12 protein-coding genes are annotated in these 16,184 nt (G+C 73.8%); 8 read left to right on the top strand and 4 right to left on the bottom strand.

Features of this window, described 5'->3' with window-relative positions; all coding sequences use genetic code 11:
* Window position 1: 1 nt before the first annotated feature.
* Together AB0F29_RS22525 and AB0F29_RS22520 are read right to left on the bottom strand one after the other, a co-directional pair.
* On the bottom strand, window positions 2–2,182 hold the full coding sequence (locus AB0F29_RS22525; protein ID WP_361874613.1) for a bifunctional serine/threonine-protein kinase/ABC transporter substrate-binding protein: 2,181 nt from the start codon (window positions 2,180–2,182) through the stop codon (window positions 2–4).
* Window positions 2,183–2,191: 9 nt separating this feature from the next.
* A complete protein-coding gene (locus AB0F29_RS22520) occupies window positions 2,192–3,025 on the bottom strand; it encodes a hypothetical protein (protein ID WP_361874611.1) in 834 nt (277 codons plus the stop codon).
* Between the two features lie 263 nt (window positions 3,026–3,288).
* On the opposite strand from AB0F29_RS22520, the gene AB0F29_RS22515 reads away from it, so the two are divergent.
* The 8 genes from AB0F29_RS22515 (at window position 3,289) to AB0F29_RS22480 (ending at window position 14,107) form a co-directional block, all read left to right on the top strand.
* Window positions 3,289–5,544, top strand: coding sequence for a hypothetical protein (locus AB0F29_RS22515; protein WP_361874609.1), 2,256 nt, complete (start codon window positions 3,289–3,291; stop codon window positions 5,542–5,544).
* A 1-nt stretch (window position 5,545) separates the two neighbouring features.
* Complete coding sequence (locus AB0F29_RS22510; protein WP_361874607.1) at window positions 5,546–6,805, top strand: hypothetical protein; 1,260 nt, start codon at window positions 5,546–5,548, stop codon at window positions 6,803–6,805.
* Window positions 6,802–9,270, top strand: a complete 2,469-nt coding sequence (locus AB0F29_RS22505) for a GTPase-associated protein 1-related protein (protein ID WP_361874605.1) — start codon at window positions 6,802–6,804, stop codon at window positions 9,268–9,270. The genes AB0F29_RS22510 and AB0F29_RS22505 overlap by 4 nt, the downstream gene beginning before the upstream one ends.
* On the top strand, window positions 9,270–10,904 hold the full coding sequence (locus tag AB0F29_RS22500; RefSeq protein ID WP_361874603.1) for a hypothetical protein: 1,635 nt from the start codon (window positions 9,270–9,272) through the stop codon (window positions 10,902–10,904). Before AB0F29_RS22505 ends, AB0F29_RS22500 begins: the two co-directional genes overlap by 1 nt.
* Window positions 10,905–10,965: 61 nt before the next feature.
* Window positions 10,966–11,109, top strand: coding sequence for a hypothetical protein (locus AB0F29_RS22495; RefSeq protein ID WP_361874601.1), 144 nt, complete (start codon window positions 10,966–10,968; stop codon window positions 11,107–11,109).
* A gap of 114 nt (window positions 11,110–11,223) precedes the next feature.
* The gene (locus AB0F29_RS22490) at window positions 11,224–11,886 is read left to right on the top strand and encodes a VWA domain-containing protein (protein WP_361875060.1); all 663 of its coding nucleotides are present in this window, start codon (window positions 11,224–11,226) and stop codon (window positions 11,884–11,886) included.
* Between the two features lie 50 nt (window positions 11,887–11,936).
* Window positions 11,937–12,779 (top strand): protein phosphatase 2C domain-containing protein, encoded by an 843-nt coding sequence (locus tag AB0F29_RS22485; RefSeq protein WP_361874599.1) that lies wholly within the window; start codon window positions 11,937–11,939, stop codon window positions 12,777–12,779.
* Window positions 12,776–14,107 carry a protein kinase gene (locus AB0F29_RS22480; RefSeq protein WP_361874597.1) on the top strand — a complete coding sequence of 444 codons (1,332 nt, stop codon included), beginning with the start codon at window positions 12,776–12,778 and terminating at the stop codon, window positions 14,105–14,107. Before AB0F29_RS22485 ends, AB0F29_RS22480 begins: the two co-directional genes overlap by 4 nt.
* Before the next feature lie 67 nt (window positions 14,108–14,174).
* Here the strand turns inward: AB0F29_RS22480 and AB0F29_RS22475 are convergent, their stop codons facing one another.
* Both AB0F29_RS22475 and AB0F29_RS22470 read right to left on the bottom strand, forming a co-directional pair.
* Window positions 14,175–14,504, bottom strand: a complete 330-nt coding sequence (locus AB0F29_RS22475) for a hypothetical protein (protein ID WP_361874595.1) — start codon at window positions 14,502–14,504, stop codon at window positions 14,175–14,177.
* Between the two features lie 63 nt (window positions 14,505–14,567).
* Complete coding sequence (locus AB0F29_RS22470) at window positions 14,568–16,049, bottom strand: hypothetical protein (RefSeq protein ID WP_361874593.1); 1,482 nt, start codon at window positions 16,047–16,049, stop codon at window positions 14,568–14,570.
* Window positions 16,050–16,184 lie beyond the last annotated feature (135 nt).

The following is a 16,184-nucleotide window of genomic DNA, read 5'->3' as shown; positions in this document are numbered from 1 at the left end:
GTCAGCTCTTCGGCTTCGGGGCCGGGCCGAGATAGCGGTGGCGGCCCTTCTCCACCCGGTACAGGTGGGCTTCCTGGCCGACGAGTTGCTGACGCTCCTCGTCGAACGCGTACGGGCGGGAGATCCCCTCGTACCGGGCGGCGGCGATCGCGGCGGTGAGCTGGGAGCGGGTGGGGCGGCCGTCGCCGGAGGGCGTGGCGCTCGCCGTCGCCTTCTTGGCCGCGGCCTCGGTCAGAGCGGCCAGTTCGCGGGCGACGAGCCCCGTGACGTCGTACGCCTCGGCCGACCAGGCGGCGGGGGCCGCGCCGAAGCGCTTGCGGTGGGCGGCGGCGAACGTCGCGGCGGCCGGGGCGCTCGCGTCGGTGAACGGTGCGATGAACTCCCAGCCGTCGGCCGCGGCGCCCGCCTGTTCCAGGAACTCCGGCCCCATGACGGTGTGCTGGGCCATGCGCGGTCCGGGGAAGGAGAGGTCGGCCAGGATGCGGGCGACCCGGGAGGCGCCGGCCGCGTCACCGGCGTAGAAGAGGGCGTCGCTCCGGTGGGAGAGGAGGTCGGTGACGACCGGGTCGAAGACGGTTGTCCCGGCGGGCACCACCCGGGGGTGCGTGGTGCCGGTGGTGAGGTTGGGCGCCATCAGGTTCGTCGCGTAGCCCGCCTGGTAGGCCGTCTGCCCGCCGGCCCGGTCGATCAGGATGCCCAGCCGCTCGACGTCGGGGCGCAGCAGGAGGCGGTTGACGATGGGGACGCTGAGCGAGGCGTAGGAGGGGGCGGCCTGGAAGAAGGAGCCGTTGGCCCGGGCGGGGAAGGCGATCTGGAGGGCCGACACCGTCAGGACCGGCAGCACCGCCTCGTCGTACGCGGCCAGTGCCGCCCCGGCCGCCTCGTCGCCCGTGGGGCCGATGACGGCGACGACCTCCGGGTCGCGGGCGAACTCCTCGGCGACGCGGGCGGACCGGGCCGGGTCCCCCTGGTCGTCGAGGACCTTCACGGCGAGCCGGAACGGCTGGTCGTCGAGGGAGTTGAAGCGGTCGACGGCGAGCCGGGCGCCGCGTTCCTGGGCGCGTCCGGCGGCGCTCAGGGGGCCAGTGAGATCGGCGTGCACGCCGATGATCCAGCGGCGTGCGCCGGAAGCTCCGTCCCCGCCGCCGTCGGGTTCGTCGCCGGTGAGGCGTACGGCGGCGAAGGCGCCCGCGCCGAGGGCCACCGCCCCGCCCGCCGCGAGGAGCAGGAACCGCCGTCGGGCGGGGGCGGGTTCCGGCGGGCCGGGTTTCTCGGTGACGGTGGCGTCGATGCCGGGCAGGGCCAGCACGGCGGCGGACCGCTCCGCGATGATCCGGACGATGTCCTCGGGCAGCCAGCCGGCGGTGGGGTCGGCCGGTATGTCCTCGGCGATCAGGGAGTCGAGGCCGGCGGCGGACGGACGCTCACCGGGGTCCTTGGCGAGGCACCGGTCCAGGACGGCGCGCAGGTGGGCGTCGTCGATCCCGTCGAGGTCGGGCGCGTCGTGGACGGTCCGGTAGAGAAGGGCGTCGACCGCTCCGCTGCCGAACGGCGGCCGGCCGGTGGCCGCGTACGCCAGCAGGCAGCCGAGCGAGAAGAGGTCCCCGGCCGGTCCCGCGGTGTTCCCGGACGCCTGCTCGGGCGGGAGGAATCCGGGGGTGCCGACGACGAGTCCGGTGGCGGTCAGTGCGGTGGCGTCGACGGCGCGGGCGATCCCGAAGTCGATCAGCCGGGGGCCGTCGGCCGTCAGCAGGACGTTGCCGGGTTTGACGTCGCGGTGGACGAGCCCGGCTCCGTGCACGGCGGTGAGGGCGCGGGCGAGCAGTCGGCCGAGGACGGTGACGCTGCGAACGGACAGCGGCCCGCGCCGGGCGACGACATCGGAGAGCGTGGGCCCGGCTACGAACTCCGTTGCGAGCCAGGGGCGTTCGCCCTCGGTGTCGGCGCCGGTGACGGGCACGGCCCAGGGGCTGTCGACCCGACGGGCGGCCTCGGTCTCGCGGCGGAAGCGGGTCCGGAAGTCCTCGTCCTCCGCGAGTTCGGGCAGGATCACCTTGATCGCGGCGAGCGCGCCGGCGTCGGTGCGCCCGAGGTAGACGACGCCCATGCCGCCCGCTCCGAGGCGGCCCAGGAGCCGGTGTCCGCCGACGCGGGCGGGATCAGTGGGTCGCAGGTCGTCCATCGCCGGGCCTCAGCTCTGCTTTTCGACGGCGTTTTCGAGCCGGGCCAGCATGGCGCCGTGCGCCTCGTTGACCAAGGTGTCGATCTCGTCCTCGGTGCGCCCCTTCGCCCCCTTGCCGGTCACGGCGACGGTGAACTGGAGGGTCTGCGCCTGCTGCCAGGAGTAGTGGTGCGGCCCGCCGAGTTCGGAGCTCCGGTACTCCCCCATCTCGTTGAGGAAGTCCTCGGAGGTGTTCTGGGTGCTCTCGCCGCCGAGGAGGCCCGCGGCGACCATGGATCCGATCGTCTCGCCCTTGCGCAGTTGCTGGGTGGGGCAGCGCATGCTCTCCTCGATCGACTCCGCCATCTCCCAGGCCGCGTCCTCGCGGGTACGGTGCACGGTGACGACGGCACCGAGGCGCACCGGCCCCTTTCCCGCCTCGGCCGGCAGCTCGAACGACCGGGTGAGGGTGGCCAGGACGCTGTACGCGGGCTTCCGCTGCTGCCAGACACAGTCCTCGCCGAGCACGGGCCAGGTCGCGGGGTCGCTCTCGTACGGGCTCCGCTTCACCACCCCGGGGCCGAAGCTGTCGGGGCCGGCGATGACGCGGCCGATGAGGTCGCGCGCCTGGGCCGGGGTCTTCGGGAGCCGGGCGGGGTCGGGTACGAGCGAGGCCTCGGGCGACGGCCCGGCACCGGTGCCGCCGGGGTCCGGACTCGCGCTAGCGCTCATCGAGGCGTCGCGTTTCCCTGCTTCCCCCGGGTCGTCCGCCGCGCCGGAGCAGCCGGCGAGCAGCACGGTCACCAGGGCCAGGGCCAGGGGCAGCGCGTACCGGCCCCCTCCTAACGGCACGTGACAGGTCACAGCGTTTCCCCGTTCCTCCTCGACGCCGCGTCGATCATAGGATCGTCCGGCGTGGCGGGCGGGTGCCGATGAGGGACTGTTACCTCGTCGGGACATGCGCGGCGCCCCTGGGGCTCCGGGCCCACCCCCTCGGGCGGTCTCCGGAGCACCGGGCGGCCGATCCGTGCCGCTCGGGCCCACATGATGGGGAAACGCCGCCGTGAGCGCCCCGGATCTGCTGGGATGGGCGGTGAGAACACGCGTAGTGAGCACGGGGGCGCAGGGTGGGGTTGGAGTTCGGGCACGATCTGGGGCCGCGTCGTGCCCTGCGGGGGCTGCCGCTCTCCCCGCTCGTCACGGGGTACCGGCACGTCCTCGCCCAGCAACAGGCCCTGGGGCTACGGCACATCGGCGATGCGCTGGTGGAGCGCGGGCGGGTGCTGCGGGTGCTCGACGGGCTCTTCGAGGAGGGCGCCGGGCGCCGCTGGCAGCACATCGGCCCCGATCGGCTCCGTCGGGTGGGCGCCTTGCGCGGCGAGGCGTACCGTCCGCTCCTCGCCCGGCTGGAGACGGTGCAGCTCCAGGACCCCGCTGCCCTGCGCCGCATCCTCCTGTACCAGCTCGTCGAACTGCTCCAGGCCCACCCGCGGCACTCCGAGCCCGGGACCGCCGTCTCCCTGGGGGTCTGCCCGACGGAGGCGGCCGCCCTCGTGCGCGCGGCGGCCGTCTGCCACCGCCTCACCGGCGAACAGCGTCGTGCGGCCGAGGAGTTGGAGGACTCGTGGGACACGGGGAGGGTGCGGCGTGCCGCCAGGCTGGCGTCCCTGCTCCCGGCGGGGGGTGGGGGCGACGCACTGCTAAGGCGGCGGTTCGCGGACATCGCGGCACGCGCGGCGGAAGCCGACGTCGTCCTCGAAGCCGCGCAGGAGGCCGAACGGTCCGGCGATGCCCGTGCGGCCGAGGACGGCTTCCTCAAGGCCGCCCGGCTGGCCTCCGACTGCCCCCGCGCCCGGCTCGCCCTCGTACGGCTGCACCGACCGGCGGTCGAGGGGAGCGCGGGGACCGGCGCCGTACTGACCGCCCGTCACCTGTTGGATGCCGTGGCGTTGTCGCTCCGTCCTTCGCCATCGCCATCGCCATCGCCATCGCACGCCGACGCGACGCCCGAGCGGCAGATCGTCCGGCTGACCCGGGCCCCGGGCGGGCCGGCCGGGATCGCCGAGATCCCCGGCGGCTCCTCGGCGGCCGGCTGGGTGGACCGGGACCCGCCGCTCGGCCAGGAGGTCCGCTACGCCGTGTTCCCACTGCGGGAGGGCCTGGTCGACGGCCCTCCCGTGGTGTCCGACGTCCTGCTCGTCGCCCCGGATGTGTCCGCGTTGCGGTCCACCACGGGGCCGGGCCGTATCGGCGCCGCGTGGACCGAGCCGTCGGGGGCGCTGGACGTACGGGTCGTGCTCGACGGCCCCGACGGGCCGGTGGACGGCATCGAGGTACGTCCGGGCGCGCTGACCGCGACCGGCCTGGACGTCGGCACCTACGTGCTCCGCGTCCACTGCCGCTACCGGTCGCCGGACGCCACCGTGGTCGAGTCGACGGGCACGGACCGCCACATCACCGTCAGCCCCTGGCCCACTCCCGTGCACCGGCTGGACGCCACGGCGGGCCGGGGGTCCGTCCGGTTCACCTGGAGCGGCGGACAGGACGCGGACGTGCGTCTCGTCTCCTGGCCGGCCGATCCGCCGGAACCGGGGACCGAGCTGACCCACGACCCGGCGGTCCCCTGGCCCGCTCCGCTGTCCTGGGAGGCGGTGGCCGGCGGCCTGGCGCCTCCCCCGGGCTCCGTCACCCGGGTGTCCGCCCTGGCCGTGCTCGGACCGCACGCCGTGGCGGGTCCCGGCCTGCTCGTCGAGTGCCCGCCCGCCGTGGCCGGGGTGCGCGTGGAGCGGGTCGGCGGGGGCCGGGCCCGCATCACCTTCGACTGGCCGGCGGAGACGGGCCAGGTGGCGGCCACCGTGGAACGGGACGGCGCGAGCTCCTCGCACCGCGTGACCCGCAGCACCTACGTCCGGGAGGGGCTGTACGTGGACGTGCCGTCCTCCGCCTTCACCGTCGCACTCTCCGCCGCCCCGCGCACGACGGACGCGGTGGTGGTCCCTCCGCCCGGCAGCGCGACCGCCGTCCCCGCGGACATCTCCGTCAGCTACCGCATCGTTCCCGGCCCCCGCCGAGGGCTGCGCCGCGGACCCGCGCTGCTACGGGTCGCCCTCTCCTGTGCGGGTGAGGCACCTGACCGGCTCCCGGAGTTCGTCCTGGTGGCGAGGGCGGGCGGCGGGCGCGCCCCGGTCCGCCCGCTCGACCACACCGACGGGACGACCCTGCTCCGGCTCGACGGTTGCGCGTTGTCCGCCGGCAGGCCCGTCGAACTGCCGGTGCCGACGGACCTCCGGCCGCCCTACGTCCTGCGCGGTTTCCTCCTCGGCGACGGGGCCGCCGACGTACGACTCGATGAGCCCTCTCCCCCGACCCTGGTGGTGCGCTGACATGACGAGCGTCATCTGTCCCTACTGCTTCGACCGCGCACCGGCCGCGCGCCTGCCGTACCGCTGCCTGATGATGGCCACCGGGGTGCGCGGCGGCGACCCGTGCGACGCCGAACCCGACGACGTGTGGGCCGACTTCATGGGGCCGGGCATGCCACCGTCGCGACGGCTGCGCGGACCGGTCTTCCCCGCGCCCCGCACGCTCGCGGCCCTTCGGGGCTCCTCGACCCGACAGCCGTGCCCCCGTTGCGGGGTGACCACCTCGGTGCGGGTCTGCCGCGGCTGTCACAACGACTTCCCCAGCGAGTACTGCGACCAGGACAGCCGCATCATCGCCCTGGTGGGCGCCAAGGCATCCGGCAAGAGCACCTATGTGTCGGTGCTCGTCAACGAACTCCGGGGCCGGGTGGGCCGGGAGTACGACATCTCCCTGCCGGCGATGGGAGCCGAGACCCAGCGCCGCGACCGGGAGATGGAGGAGGACCTCTACGAACGGCTGCGGCTCCCCGACACGACACGCCCGGCGGCGATGGGTTTCAACGACCCGCTGCTCTACCGGTTGAGCGTGCCGCGCCGGGGCCGGTACGCCAAGGGCAGCAGACACACCACCCTGGTGTTCTTCGACGCGGCGGGCGAGGACCTCAAGAGCGAGGAGGCGATGGCCAGATACACCCAGTACCTGGCGGCCGCCGACGGCATCATCCTGCTCGTCGACCCGCTCCAGATGGGTTCGGTGCGCGACCGCAGCGCGACCGCCGACGGCCCGCCACTGCCCGCCGTCGAGACGTCCCCGCAGCAGATCGCCGCCGGCCTCGCCGCCCAACTGCGCTCCCACGGAAGGAGTGTGTCGCGGGGCCGGGTCACCACACCGATGGCCGTCGCCGTGACGAAGACGGACGCGCTGAGGCCGCTGCTCGGGTCGCATTCGCCGCTGCTGCGCAACGCCACCCACGCCGGCGGCGAACAGGACGACGACGACCGGCTCGCCGTGCACGAGGAGCTGCGGTCCCTGCTGAGCGACTGGGACTCCGGGGTGCTCTGCCGCCAACTGGAGAACGACTTCGCCGAACTGTCGTACTTCGGCCTCTCCGCGCTGGGCGCTCCACCGCCCGCCGGCGCACCGGCCGACGCACCGAAGTCGGGACCCCAGCCCCTGCGGGTGGAGGACCCGCTGCTCTGGCTGCTGGGGCGGCGCGGCCTGATCCAGGTGCGCAAGGGCCGGCGGGAAAGCGGAGACCGCACGGGGAAGGCCGGCTCATGAGCCTGGGACAGCTGCACTACACCTCGGCGCCGCCCGGCCCGGACGGCTCGGGCTTCCGCTTCACCGCACTCACCCCGGGGCTGCCGCAGGCGGTGCTCCGGGAGGCGGAGCAGATCATCGGGTACGAGCCACCCCGGAACGCCCCGTCCCGCCCGTCCCCGGCCGAACTCGACGCCTTTCCGACGGCGTTCAGCTACAGCGAGCTGTCCGACGGGAGCAGACTGCTGGCCCGCACGGTCTACACGGGCGCCGACTACAGCGGGCGCTGGGGCAACTTCCACGCCCACGCCGTGCACCTGGCCCCGGGCCGGTATCTGCCGGACCGGGCCCTGCCCGTCAGCGCCTGGGAGTCCCCCGGATGGGCCACCGCCACTCCCGAGTCAGGCGCCCCGTCGCCCCTGGCCGCCCTGCCGCCCTCCGCACTGCTGGACCCGGCAGGGCTGGTCGCCTTCGCCGTCTCCCGGGAGCCCTGGCTCGCCGGCGTGTTCACCGACCTCCAGCGCCAGGCCGAGGACGAAGCCGCCCCGCAGGTCGTCCTCGTGGAGCGGAACAGCGCCGACGTCGCGCGCTGGGTGGCCCTGGCGAGCGCGGTGCTGCCCCGGGACGACGCCCACCGGTTGACGTTCACCACCTACTCCCGGCGCCCGCACCTCGCCGGGCAGCGCGTCGTCGGTGTCCTGCCGGACGACGCCCACGGGCTCGCCGGTTCGGGGCGCCGCTACCGGGTCCACGATTGTGCCGTTCCGCCCGCCCCGGACGGGCCGGAGCCGAGCCCCTGGGCCGTGGCCGCCGCCCGGATGTGGTCGGCCGGCGCCTTCGAGCTCCTCCATCACGCCCATCAGCTCCCGGGAGACCCGTTCACCGCCGGCCCCGTGGCGGCGCTCGCGCTGTGCGCCGGTATCGAGCTGCCGACGCAGCATCGCACGGCGGCGGCGCGGTGGGTCTGCGACCACCCCGCCGAGCTGGACGGCGAGGAACTGGACCGGCTGGTCCACACCCTGGCGACGCCCCGGCAGGAGGCGGCGCCGGCGGCCGAGACCACCGCTCTGGCCGAGCTGTTCGCACGGGTGGGCGGCCACCTGCGGGCGGAGGCCGCCGCCCCGCTCGCCGCCCGTCTGCTGGTCGCCGCCGTCCGGTCCGCCGATCCGGTACGCCCCCCGCGCCGCGAGACCCTGACCGACCAGGTGGCCCGGCAGCTCGCCGCCGAGCTGGGTCCGGAGCTGCGGGCCGGGATCGAGGACACGGAGAACGGCTTCGCGCGCCCGCTGCGGCTGCTGCGGGTGGCCGGTCTCCTCGATGTGGACTGCTCCGACCTGGTACCGCTGCTCGCCCACCGGCTGGCGTCGGCGCTGCTGGCCGATCCGTCCGTGTACGGGGGTGAGCTCCACGAGGCTCTCCCGGAGCTGCCCGGCCTCCACAGCGCCCTGCTGCGGGAGCTCGAAGCGGCGGCTCAGGCCGGCCCGGCCACCGTCACCGTGCTCCTGGAGCGCGCTCCCGTACCGCTGGAGAGCGGCGAGGTCCTGCCGTGTCTGCGCATGTGCGGCTGGGCGGCCCGTCGCCCGGCCGGGGGCACAGACGGGGACCGGACCCGTGAGCTGCGGGCCGTGCTGGAGGCGGCGGGAGTCTCCGTCCTCGCGCGTCCGCCGCTTCTCCGCATCGCCTACCGCCTGGTGTGGGGCTCCACCGCGCCGACGCCGGAGGAGGCCAGGTACGACCTGCTGGAGAGGGGCGCGGGGCTCCACCACGCGGCGGGGACCTGGCCGTTCCTCGTCACGGCCGCGCTCCACGGCCGGCCCGGGGACCCGCAGGCGGACGAGCTCGCGCACGACCTCCTCAAGGCCTTCCCCGAGCAACTGGGCGACCGCGACCGGGCGGCGCTCCTGCTGCTGGACTTCTCACGCGACCTGCGGGCCGGCGCCGCTCCGCCCGGCTGGGTCGACCGGGTCCTCGGCCTGCGGAGGAGTGCGGAACCGGTGGACCCGCCGGTGCTGGAGCGCGTCTTCGGCGTTCTCGCGCGTCGTCTGCTGACCGACCACGGCGTGGGCCGCGAGCTGGACGCCCTGATCCGCAGCGGCGACGCCGACCTCTGCGCGGCCTATGAGCGGGCCGCGCGGGCCGAGGAGGTGGGGAGCAGGTTGCTGCGCGACCCGGACTACTTCGCGGACCTCTTCGTCGGCTGGAACGCCCACCCCCAGGCGGGCGGCGGCTGGGGCAGGGTCCGCGGCGCCCTGCTGGACGGGGTCTTGCGCCCGGCGGCGCGGGCGCTGACCGCAGAGGACCTGGCGGCCGTCGAGACGGCGCTCTCCACGAGGGGCGCGCGGCACGCGGAGGACTTCCGTGCCTGGAACCGGCCCGGTGCTCTGGGCCGGCTCGGGCTGCGGTTCGGCGGGCGGGACGGCCGCCCGGGCAAGGCATCGTCCCGCCGGCGTGGCTTCGGCGACCGCGACCGGGACGGTGGCGCCTGATGGGCGGGCCGGCCGGGGCGGCGGTCTGGCTGACGGTGGCCGTCGGGGCGGGTGTGTGCCTGTTCCGCGCGTTCTGGGAGTTCCTCGCCCTGGCGCTCGGCGCCTCCGTGAAGGTCCTCGGCCCCCGGACGCCCGGCACCCCCGATCCCCGGGTCCCGCCCGTCGGATCCGAGCCCGCGCAGCGCGCGTACTGGTCCCGGCTCATGTGGGTGGACGCGTCCACCTCCACCCGGGCCGCCGCCTCGGTCATCCGGCGCCGGTTACTGAACCGCTGGATGGCCGTCACGGCCCGGCGCATGCTCACGGGACGGCAGCCCTCCACCGGTTACGGCGGCCACTGGCTCGTCCGCCTCGGGTTCGTCCTCGTGGCCCCGGGCACCGCGCTGGGCGCGATCGCCGGTGCGCTCCTGGTCTCGTCCGTCATGGTGCTGATCCACCTGGTGATGTGGCTGCTGGTCGGGCTGGTGGGCCTGGCCGCGGTCGCCGGGGTCGCCGTGCTGCGCGGTGCGGACCGGGCCGGCGCCCTGGTGCGGCGGATCCGGATGAAGTGCCCGTATCCCGGGTGCTACCGGCCCTTCCCGCTCGCCGTGCACCGCTGTCCGGGGTGTGGATCGGCCCACCGGGAGCTGCGCCCGGGCAGGTTCGGCGCGCTGTGGCACGTCTGTGCCTGCGGGCGCCGGATCGTCGCCGTCTCCTCGGCCGGGCGCGACCGGCTCGCCGTCGGGTGCCCGCACTGCGACCGGCCGCTGCCCGTCGGGATCGGCCGGGAGCGCATCGTGCACGTACCGGTCATCGGTGGGACCTCGTCGGGCAAGACGATGCTGATGGCGGCCGCGGTGGCCGGGCTGCACGCGGGGGCCGGGCGGGGCGCGCCGAAGGTCTCGTTCGCGACGGCCGACGACCGGCGTGACGTGGTCGATCTGAACAGCCAGCTCAAGAACGCCGGTTGGGTGCGCAAGACTCAGGGCGGCCAGCCTCGCGCCCTGATGCTGCGGGTCACCCACCGCCGCAGACGCCGTCTGCTGTACCTCTACGACCCGATGGGCGAGTCGCTGTACGACGTGGACTCCACGCGCCGCCAGGAGTATCTGGCCCACGCCGACGGAGTGATCCTGGCCGTCGACGTCCTGGCCGACCCCCAGGTGCGCCGTTCCCTCTCGGCGCAGGAGGAGGAGCTGGCACGGGCGGCCCATCCGTCGGATCCGGGTCCGTGGCAGACGTACCAGACCTTCACCGGTGAGCTCTCGGCGCTGACCGGACGACGGCGGCGCGGCCGGCTGCCGCTGGCGGTGGTGGTCACGAAGCGGGACGCCCTGGACCGGATCGAGCGTCTACGGGTCCCCCCGACGGGGATCGGATCCTGGCTGGCCACGGTCGGCCTGGACCCCCTGGTCCGGGACATCGGGCACCGGTTCAGGACCCGGCGGTTCTGGGCGCTCAGCGCCTACGCCGCCACTGGGACGGGCCCCCTGGTGAGCGAGCAGCAGCGGGCTGCGGAGGCGGTGCTGTGGATCCTCGCCCGCACCGGACTGCGCGTCGGCAAGCTGCTGCCCGACGGGGGTCGCGAGGAGCTGCCGACCGGGTCCGTTCCGCACCCGCGCGATGCCCCCGCACAAGATCGTTCAACCCGCTGACGGAGCCGGACGTGGTCGTTAAGGTCGGTCGGGTCCGAGAAGAGAGAGACGGTTCACGGCTATGCCGGTCGTTACGCCGAACATCGCGCGGGGGCGTCGGCTGCTCCTCACCCTGTTCGTCCTCGCCTGCCTGGCGACCCTTGTCGGGCTGCTGGCCTGGGGTTGGGTTCTCCTCGACGGCCAGGTGGCCGAGGCGCTCAGGTGACCGGGGCGCTCAGCGAGTGACGACCGAGTGACGACACCACGTACGCACCACGGAACGAGGACGTGCACACCATGACAAGGAGGGCTTCGAGTGAGTGACATTCCCGGCGGTCCCATGGCGAACCGACCGGTCCACTTCATCTGGCTGCTGGACTGTTCCTACTCCATGCAGGGCGAGAAGATCGGACAGCTCAACTACGCGATCCGGGAAGCGGTTCCCGAGATGCGGTCGGTCGCCCATGACAACCCGGCGGCCCAACTCCTGCTGCGTACGCTGACGTTCTCCACGGAGGCGCGGTGGCACCACAAGGACCCGGTGCCGGTCGACGACTTCACCTGGCAGGACGTCCAGGTCGACGGCACGACCAACCTGGGCGAGGCGCTGGAGGTGGTCTCCCGGGAACTGCAGACGCCGCCGATGCCGCAGCGGGCCCTGAAGCCCGTGCTGGCCCTGGTCTCCGACGGGGTGCCGACGGACGACTGGAGGTCGGGTCTGCGCGCGCTGGACGCCACCCCGTGGGGCAGGAAGGCCGTGCGGGTGGCCATCGCGATCGGGGCGGACGCCGATCGCAGTGTCCTCCAGGAGTTCCTGGGCAACCCCGAGCTCCAGCCGTTGGACGCCAACAGTCCCAAGCAGCTGGCGGCGGCGATCCGCTGGGCCTCGACGGCCGCGGTCAAGGCCGCGTCGCAGCCGGTGGCCGGCCCGCCGGACATCACGGTCAAGCAGCCGCAGTACGCGCCACCGCAGTTGGACGACGACGATGACGACGTCTGGTGAGCGCTCCTGAGCAGCCGCTGTGGGAGACGCTCGAGCACAGCGTGCGGGGAGTGAACAAACAGATCAACCAGGACTGGTACGCCGCCGAGGGATCCGGGACGGAAGGTGATCCGTTGATCCTCTCGGTGGCGGACGGCCATGGCTCGGCGGTGCACGCCCGCAGCGATATCGGGGCGCGCTGTGCTGTCGACCTGTTCGCCCACCAGGCCCGGACGTTCGCCCAACTGGCGCGCGCCGACGGGCCGGACGGAGCACCCAGCCTGAGCTGGCTCATGAACTACGCCCGCAACGAGCTGCCCCGGCAGCTGGTGGCCGCCTGGCAGGAGAGAGTGCTCGCCCACTGGGACCACAACCAGGGGACGGTGAACCCGGCGGCCGAGCCTCCCCGCAAGGGCCAGAAGCTGCTGCTGTACGGGGCCACGCTGGTCGGTGCGGTGCTCACCCCGCGGATGTTCGCGGCCTGGCAGCTCGGCGACGGCGAGCTGACGGTGACCGACGCCGACGGAGCGATCGTGCTGCCGCTGGCTCCGGTGGAGGCGGATCTCGGCGACGAGACCGAATCCCTGTGCAGCCGCCAGGCGTGGAAGATGATCCGGGTCCACTGGGCTCCGGTCGTCTCACCGGAGCGCACCCCGCGGATGATCACCCTGTCGACCGACGGCCTGTCCAAGAGCTTCGCGTCCGACGAGGGCTTCACCCAGTTCATGACCGGCCTGGGCCGGCGGCTCTCGAAGGACGGTCACACCGACGGCGTACGCGACGCCCTGCCCGGATGGCTGGCCGAAGCGGCACGCTACTCCGGTGACGACACGACCCTGGTCGCTGCCCGGCGACCCGACCTCATCGCGGCGGACGACAGCGCCGCGGCGGACGAACGACGGAGTGACGCATGAGCGGCATGCTCGACGGAGGAACCCACCTCACCGCCGATGACGGGGAGTCCGTCCGCGTCATCGACATGCTCGGCGCCGGCGGCCAGGGGGAGGTGTACCGGGTGGAGACCTCCTCCGGCGAACGCGCCCTCAAGTGGTACTACCCGTCCTGCGCGACGCCCGAGCAGGACGCGATCGTGCGGGAGCTGGTGACCCGGGGCTTCGACGACGACCGATTCCTCTGGCCCACGGCGTACGTACCCTCCGGCACGGGGGCGTTCGGCTATCTGATGGATCTGCGCCCGGACCGGTTCAAGGGACTCCCGGACCTCTTCCGCCGCAGGCTGCGGACCACGCCGCGCGCCCTGCTGACCGCCGCCCTCTACACGGTGGAGGCCTACCAGGCCCTGCACTCCCGGGGGATCGCCTACCGGGACATCTCCTGGGGCAACATCTTCTTCGACCCGGCCTCGGGCGACGTCCTGGTCTGCGACAACGACAACGCCGTGGTCGAAGGGGGCAGCAGCGGGATCTCGGGGACCATGGAGTTCATGGCGCCGGAGCTGGTGCGCGGCGAGACGGGGGCCAGACCCGGCACCCAGTCGGATCTGCACTCGCTTTCCGTGCTCCTTTTCATGCTCCTGATGAACCATCACCCGCTGAAGGGAAAGCAGGAGTTGGAGATTCACTGTCTCGACGAGGTGGCGGAGAAGCGGCTGTACGGGAAGCGGCCCCTGTTCGTCTTCGACCCCGACGACACGGCGAACAGCCCCGACCCCGTGGAACAGTCCACGGTCCTGCAGACCTGGGCGGCGGCTCCTCCGGCTCTCCAGGACCTCTTCACGCACAACTTCACCGTGGGGCTGCACGAGCCGACCGCCCGGGTGCGCGAATCGCAGTGGCGGGACGCGCTGCGGTCCGTCCTGGACGCGGTCGTGGACTGCGCCGACTGCGGCCGCCAGAACATGACGCAGCCCGGGGCGGCCGCCGCCGGGTCCTGCTGGTCCTGCCGCAGCGCCCTGGTCCTGCCGCCCCGGCTGAGCATCATCACCCGCCTGCCCCGGTCCGAGCGCCATGTCCGGCTGCGACGGGCAGCCCGCGTCCATGAGCATCACCTGGCGCCGGAGCCGTCGCGCCACGACTACAGCGACGCCACCCTGGTGGCCGAGTTGACCGAACACCCGAGCAGGCCGGGGAAGTTCGGGCTGGCGAACCGTTCGTCGACGAGCTGGACCGGCACGCGTTCCGACGGCACCTCGCAGGAGATCGCCCCGGGCCAGACCGTCCCGCTCCGGGCGGGCCTGCGACTCGATCTCGGCGGGGCCCAGGCAGCGGTCCACGCGAAGTGAGCCGAGCCGGCGTGGCCGCCGGGACGCTTCCCCGGCGGCCACGCCCCGTACGGCCCGAAGAGCTGGGTCAGAGCCCGAGCAGCCGCCCGATCTCCTGCGCCAGGGCGATCCCGCCGCTGCCCGCCGCGAGCCCCACCGTCAGGGTCTCCAGCGCTTGCCGAATCCGCCCCTGGTCGGCGGGGCGCCCCTCCTCCCCCGCCCGGACCAGCTCTCCGCGCACGATCTCCGCCTGTGCGGCGAGCTCCGGCCGTGCCGTCTCCTGGCGCACAAGCTGTACGAGGTCGGCGGCGAGCTTCAGGGCTTCGGCCGGGGGTGTGCCGTAGGTGACCTGGATCTTTCCGTGGTCACCGAAGTTGCTCGGGCCGGAGATGTCGCCGTGGAAGTTGTAGGTGCTCATGTCTCTCCTGGTGGTCGGTCGCGTGGTGCCGGGACTGGCGGTCGGTCAGGGTGGTGCCGGGGCTCAGGGAGAGCCGCCCGCGGCGGCCGCCGGAGTCTGGGGTCCCTGGCCGTAGGCGGCGGAGATCTGTCCGTTGTTGCCGATGTTCGACGGGCCGGTGATGTCGCCGGAGATGTTGTACGTCTGGGTGTTGATGACCTGCTGGGCCCGGTCGAAGGAGCTGGTGTCCACGTTGTGGTCCGTCAGGAACCGCTCGGTCGCGATGAGCACCCCCTGTTGGAGCCGGTGGAGAAAGTCCTGCGAGTCCGTGCGCTCCGAGTGACCGAGCTGGTCCCATGAGGCGACCCGTTCGCGCAGGCTGTCCGTGGCGCCGTAGTCGTACAGCGCGTGCTTCTTGGTGATCTCCTTGCGCCACTTCTCCAGCGCGCGGGCGCGCAGCCTGTTCGCGGAGTTGCGGCGCGCGATCCGCCCGGGGGCTCCGGTCAGCGCGGACCAGGTGTGCGAGGTGGCGAACCGGATCAGGCTCCAGACGCGTTCGAACCCGTCGCGCGGGAGGTAGTCCGATCCGTAGTAGCGGGCGTGCACCGGGGGGATGCAGTAGGCGGCGACCTCCCAGGAGAGGCTGGGGTGCTGGAGCCGGGCCCGCAGGTGCATCGAGACGATGACCCGGCCGCCCTCGCCGACCCGTTCCAGGCTGAGGTAGGTACGCGTCCCCGCACCGGGCTTGAGCAGCCCCGCCTTGACCAGAAGGGGCGGAATCTCACTGTTGGGCGGGCGCAGCCGGTCCGGCAGCACCTCGTCGCCGAGGTAGTAGACCTGGGGGCCGATCACGTAGAGCCGGTTCTGTGCCCGCAGCCCTTCGAGACCGGCGAGGTTTCCCAGCTCCCGGGCCAGGTAGGTGTGGAGGTCGACGGCGTCGAAGGGGATCAGGGTCTTCTTGCCGCCGCCGGCGGCGTCCGCGGGGCGGCTGATGTCGATCGGCTGCCAGACCGTCTCCTTGATCTTGCTCCCGCTGCCGACGAAGGGGTTCTCCCGCTCCGCGCTCCGGGTGTACGGCATCATGTTCGGCCGCCGCAGCGCGCGCAGCCGCTGCTCGACCTCGTCGGCCACCTCGGGTACGAGGTCCTGGGGGCGGGTGGCGGAGAAGCGGGCTTCGAGGGCCTCGGCACGCCCCTGGGCCTCGGTCCGGCGCACCAGCCACCAGGAGCAGCCGAGCACGAGCGGCAGAACCGCGGCGGCCCCCGCCGCCACGCCGGACGAGCCTGCGACCAGGCCGCCGACCGCGCTCAGCACGGCGAGCCACCATCCCGCGCAGAGCCACGCCAGCCTGCGGTCGCGGAGGTCCGTCCGCCGCGTCGCGCGGGCCGCGTGGCGCGCCAGCGCGAGCAGGTTCACGCCCAGCGGCGGTCCGGTGGCGGTGAGGCGGTCCCCCGAGAGCTCCTGGTGCGCGTACCGGGCGAACTCGTCGTCCAGGTGCACCGACGAGCACAGCAGTCTGGTGGTCGCGTCCTTGTCGTACGTCGGCAGAGCGGGCACATGCCGCATCGCTTCCCCCTTCCGGTGCGCCCGGGCCGGCGCACCCCGCACAGTCTTCTACACGACGGCCGGGCGCACGTCCCGCGATGGTCCTCGGGGCAGCGCCTGACGCAGCGTAGGGATTCCGTCCCCGTCCTTGATAAC

The organism is Streptomyces sp. NPDC026589 (assembly GCF_040638385.1).
Taxonomy (GTDB): domain Bacteria; phylum Actinomycetota; class Actinomycetes; order Streptomycetales; family Streptomycetaceae; genus Streptomyces.
This window is presented reverse-complemented; position numbering and strand designations above follow the sequence as displayed.

Excerpts from the sequence above, each read along its gene's own strand:
- AB0F29_RS22525 (WP_361874613.1), bottom strand. The coding sequence starts at position 2,182 with ATGGACGACCTGCGACCCACTGATCCCGCCCGCGTCGGCGGACACCGG.
- AB0F29_RS22480 (WP_361874597.1), top strand. The coding sequence starts at position 12,776 with ATGAGCGGCATGCTCGACGGAGGAACCCACCTCACCGCCGATGACGGG.
- AB0F29_RS22495 (WP_361874601.1), top strand. The coding sequence starts at position 10,966 with ATGCCGGTCGTTACGCCGAACATCGCGCGGGGGCGTCGGCTGCTCCTC.
- AB0F29_RS22470 (WP_361874593.1), bottom strand. The coding sequence starts at position 16,049 with ATGCGGCATGTGCCCGCTCTGCCGACGTACGACAAGGACGCGACCACC.
- AB0F29_RS22505 (WP_361874605.1), top strand. The coding sequence starts at position 6,802 with ATGAGCCTGGGACAGCTGCACTACACCTCGGCGCCGCCCGGCCCGGAC.
- AB0F29_RS22510 (WP_361874607.1), top strand. The coding sequence starts at position 5,546 with ATGACGAGCGTCATCTGTCCCTACTGCTTCGACCGCGCACCGGCCGCG.
- AB0F29_RS22500 (WP_361874603.1), top strand. The coding sequence starts at position 9,270 with ATGGGCGGGCCGGCCGGGGCGGCGGTCTGGCTGACGGTGGCCGTCGGG.
- AB0F29_RS22475 (WP_361874595.1), bottom strand. The coding sequence starts at position 14,504 with ATGAGCACCTACAACTTCCACGGCGACATCTCCGGCCCGAGCAACTTC.
- AB0F29_RS22490 (WP_361875060.1), top strand. The coding sequence starts at position 11,224 with ATGGCGAACCGACCGGTCCACTTCATCTGGCTGCTGGACTGTTCCTAC.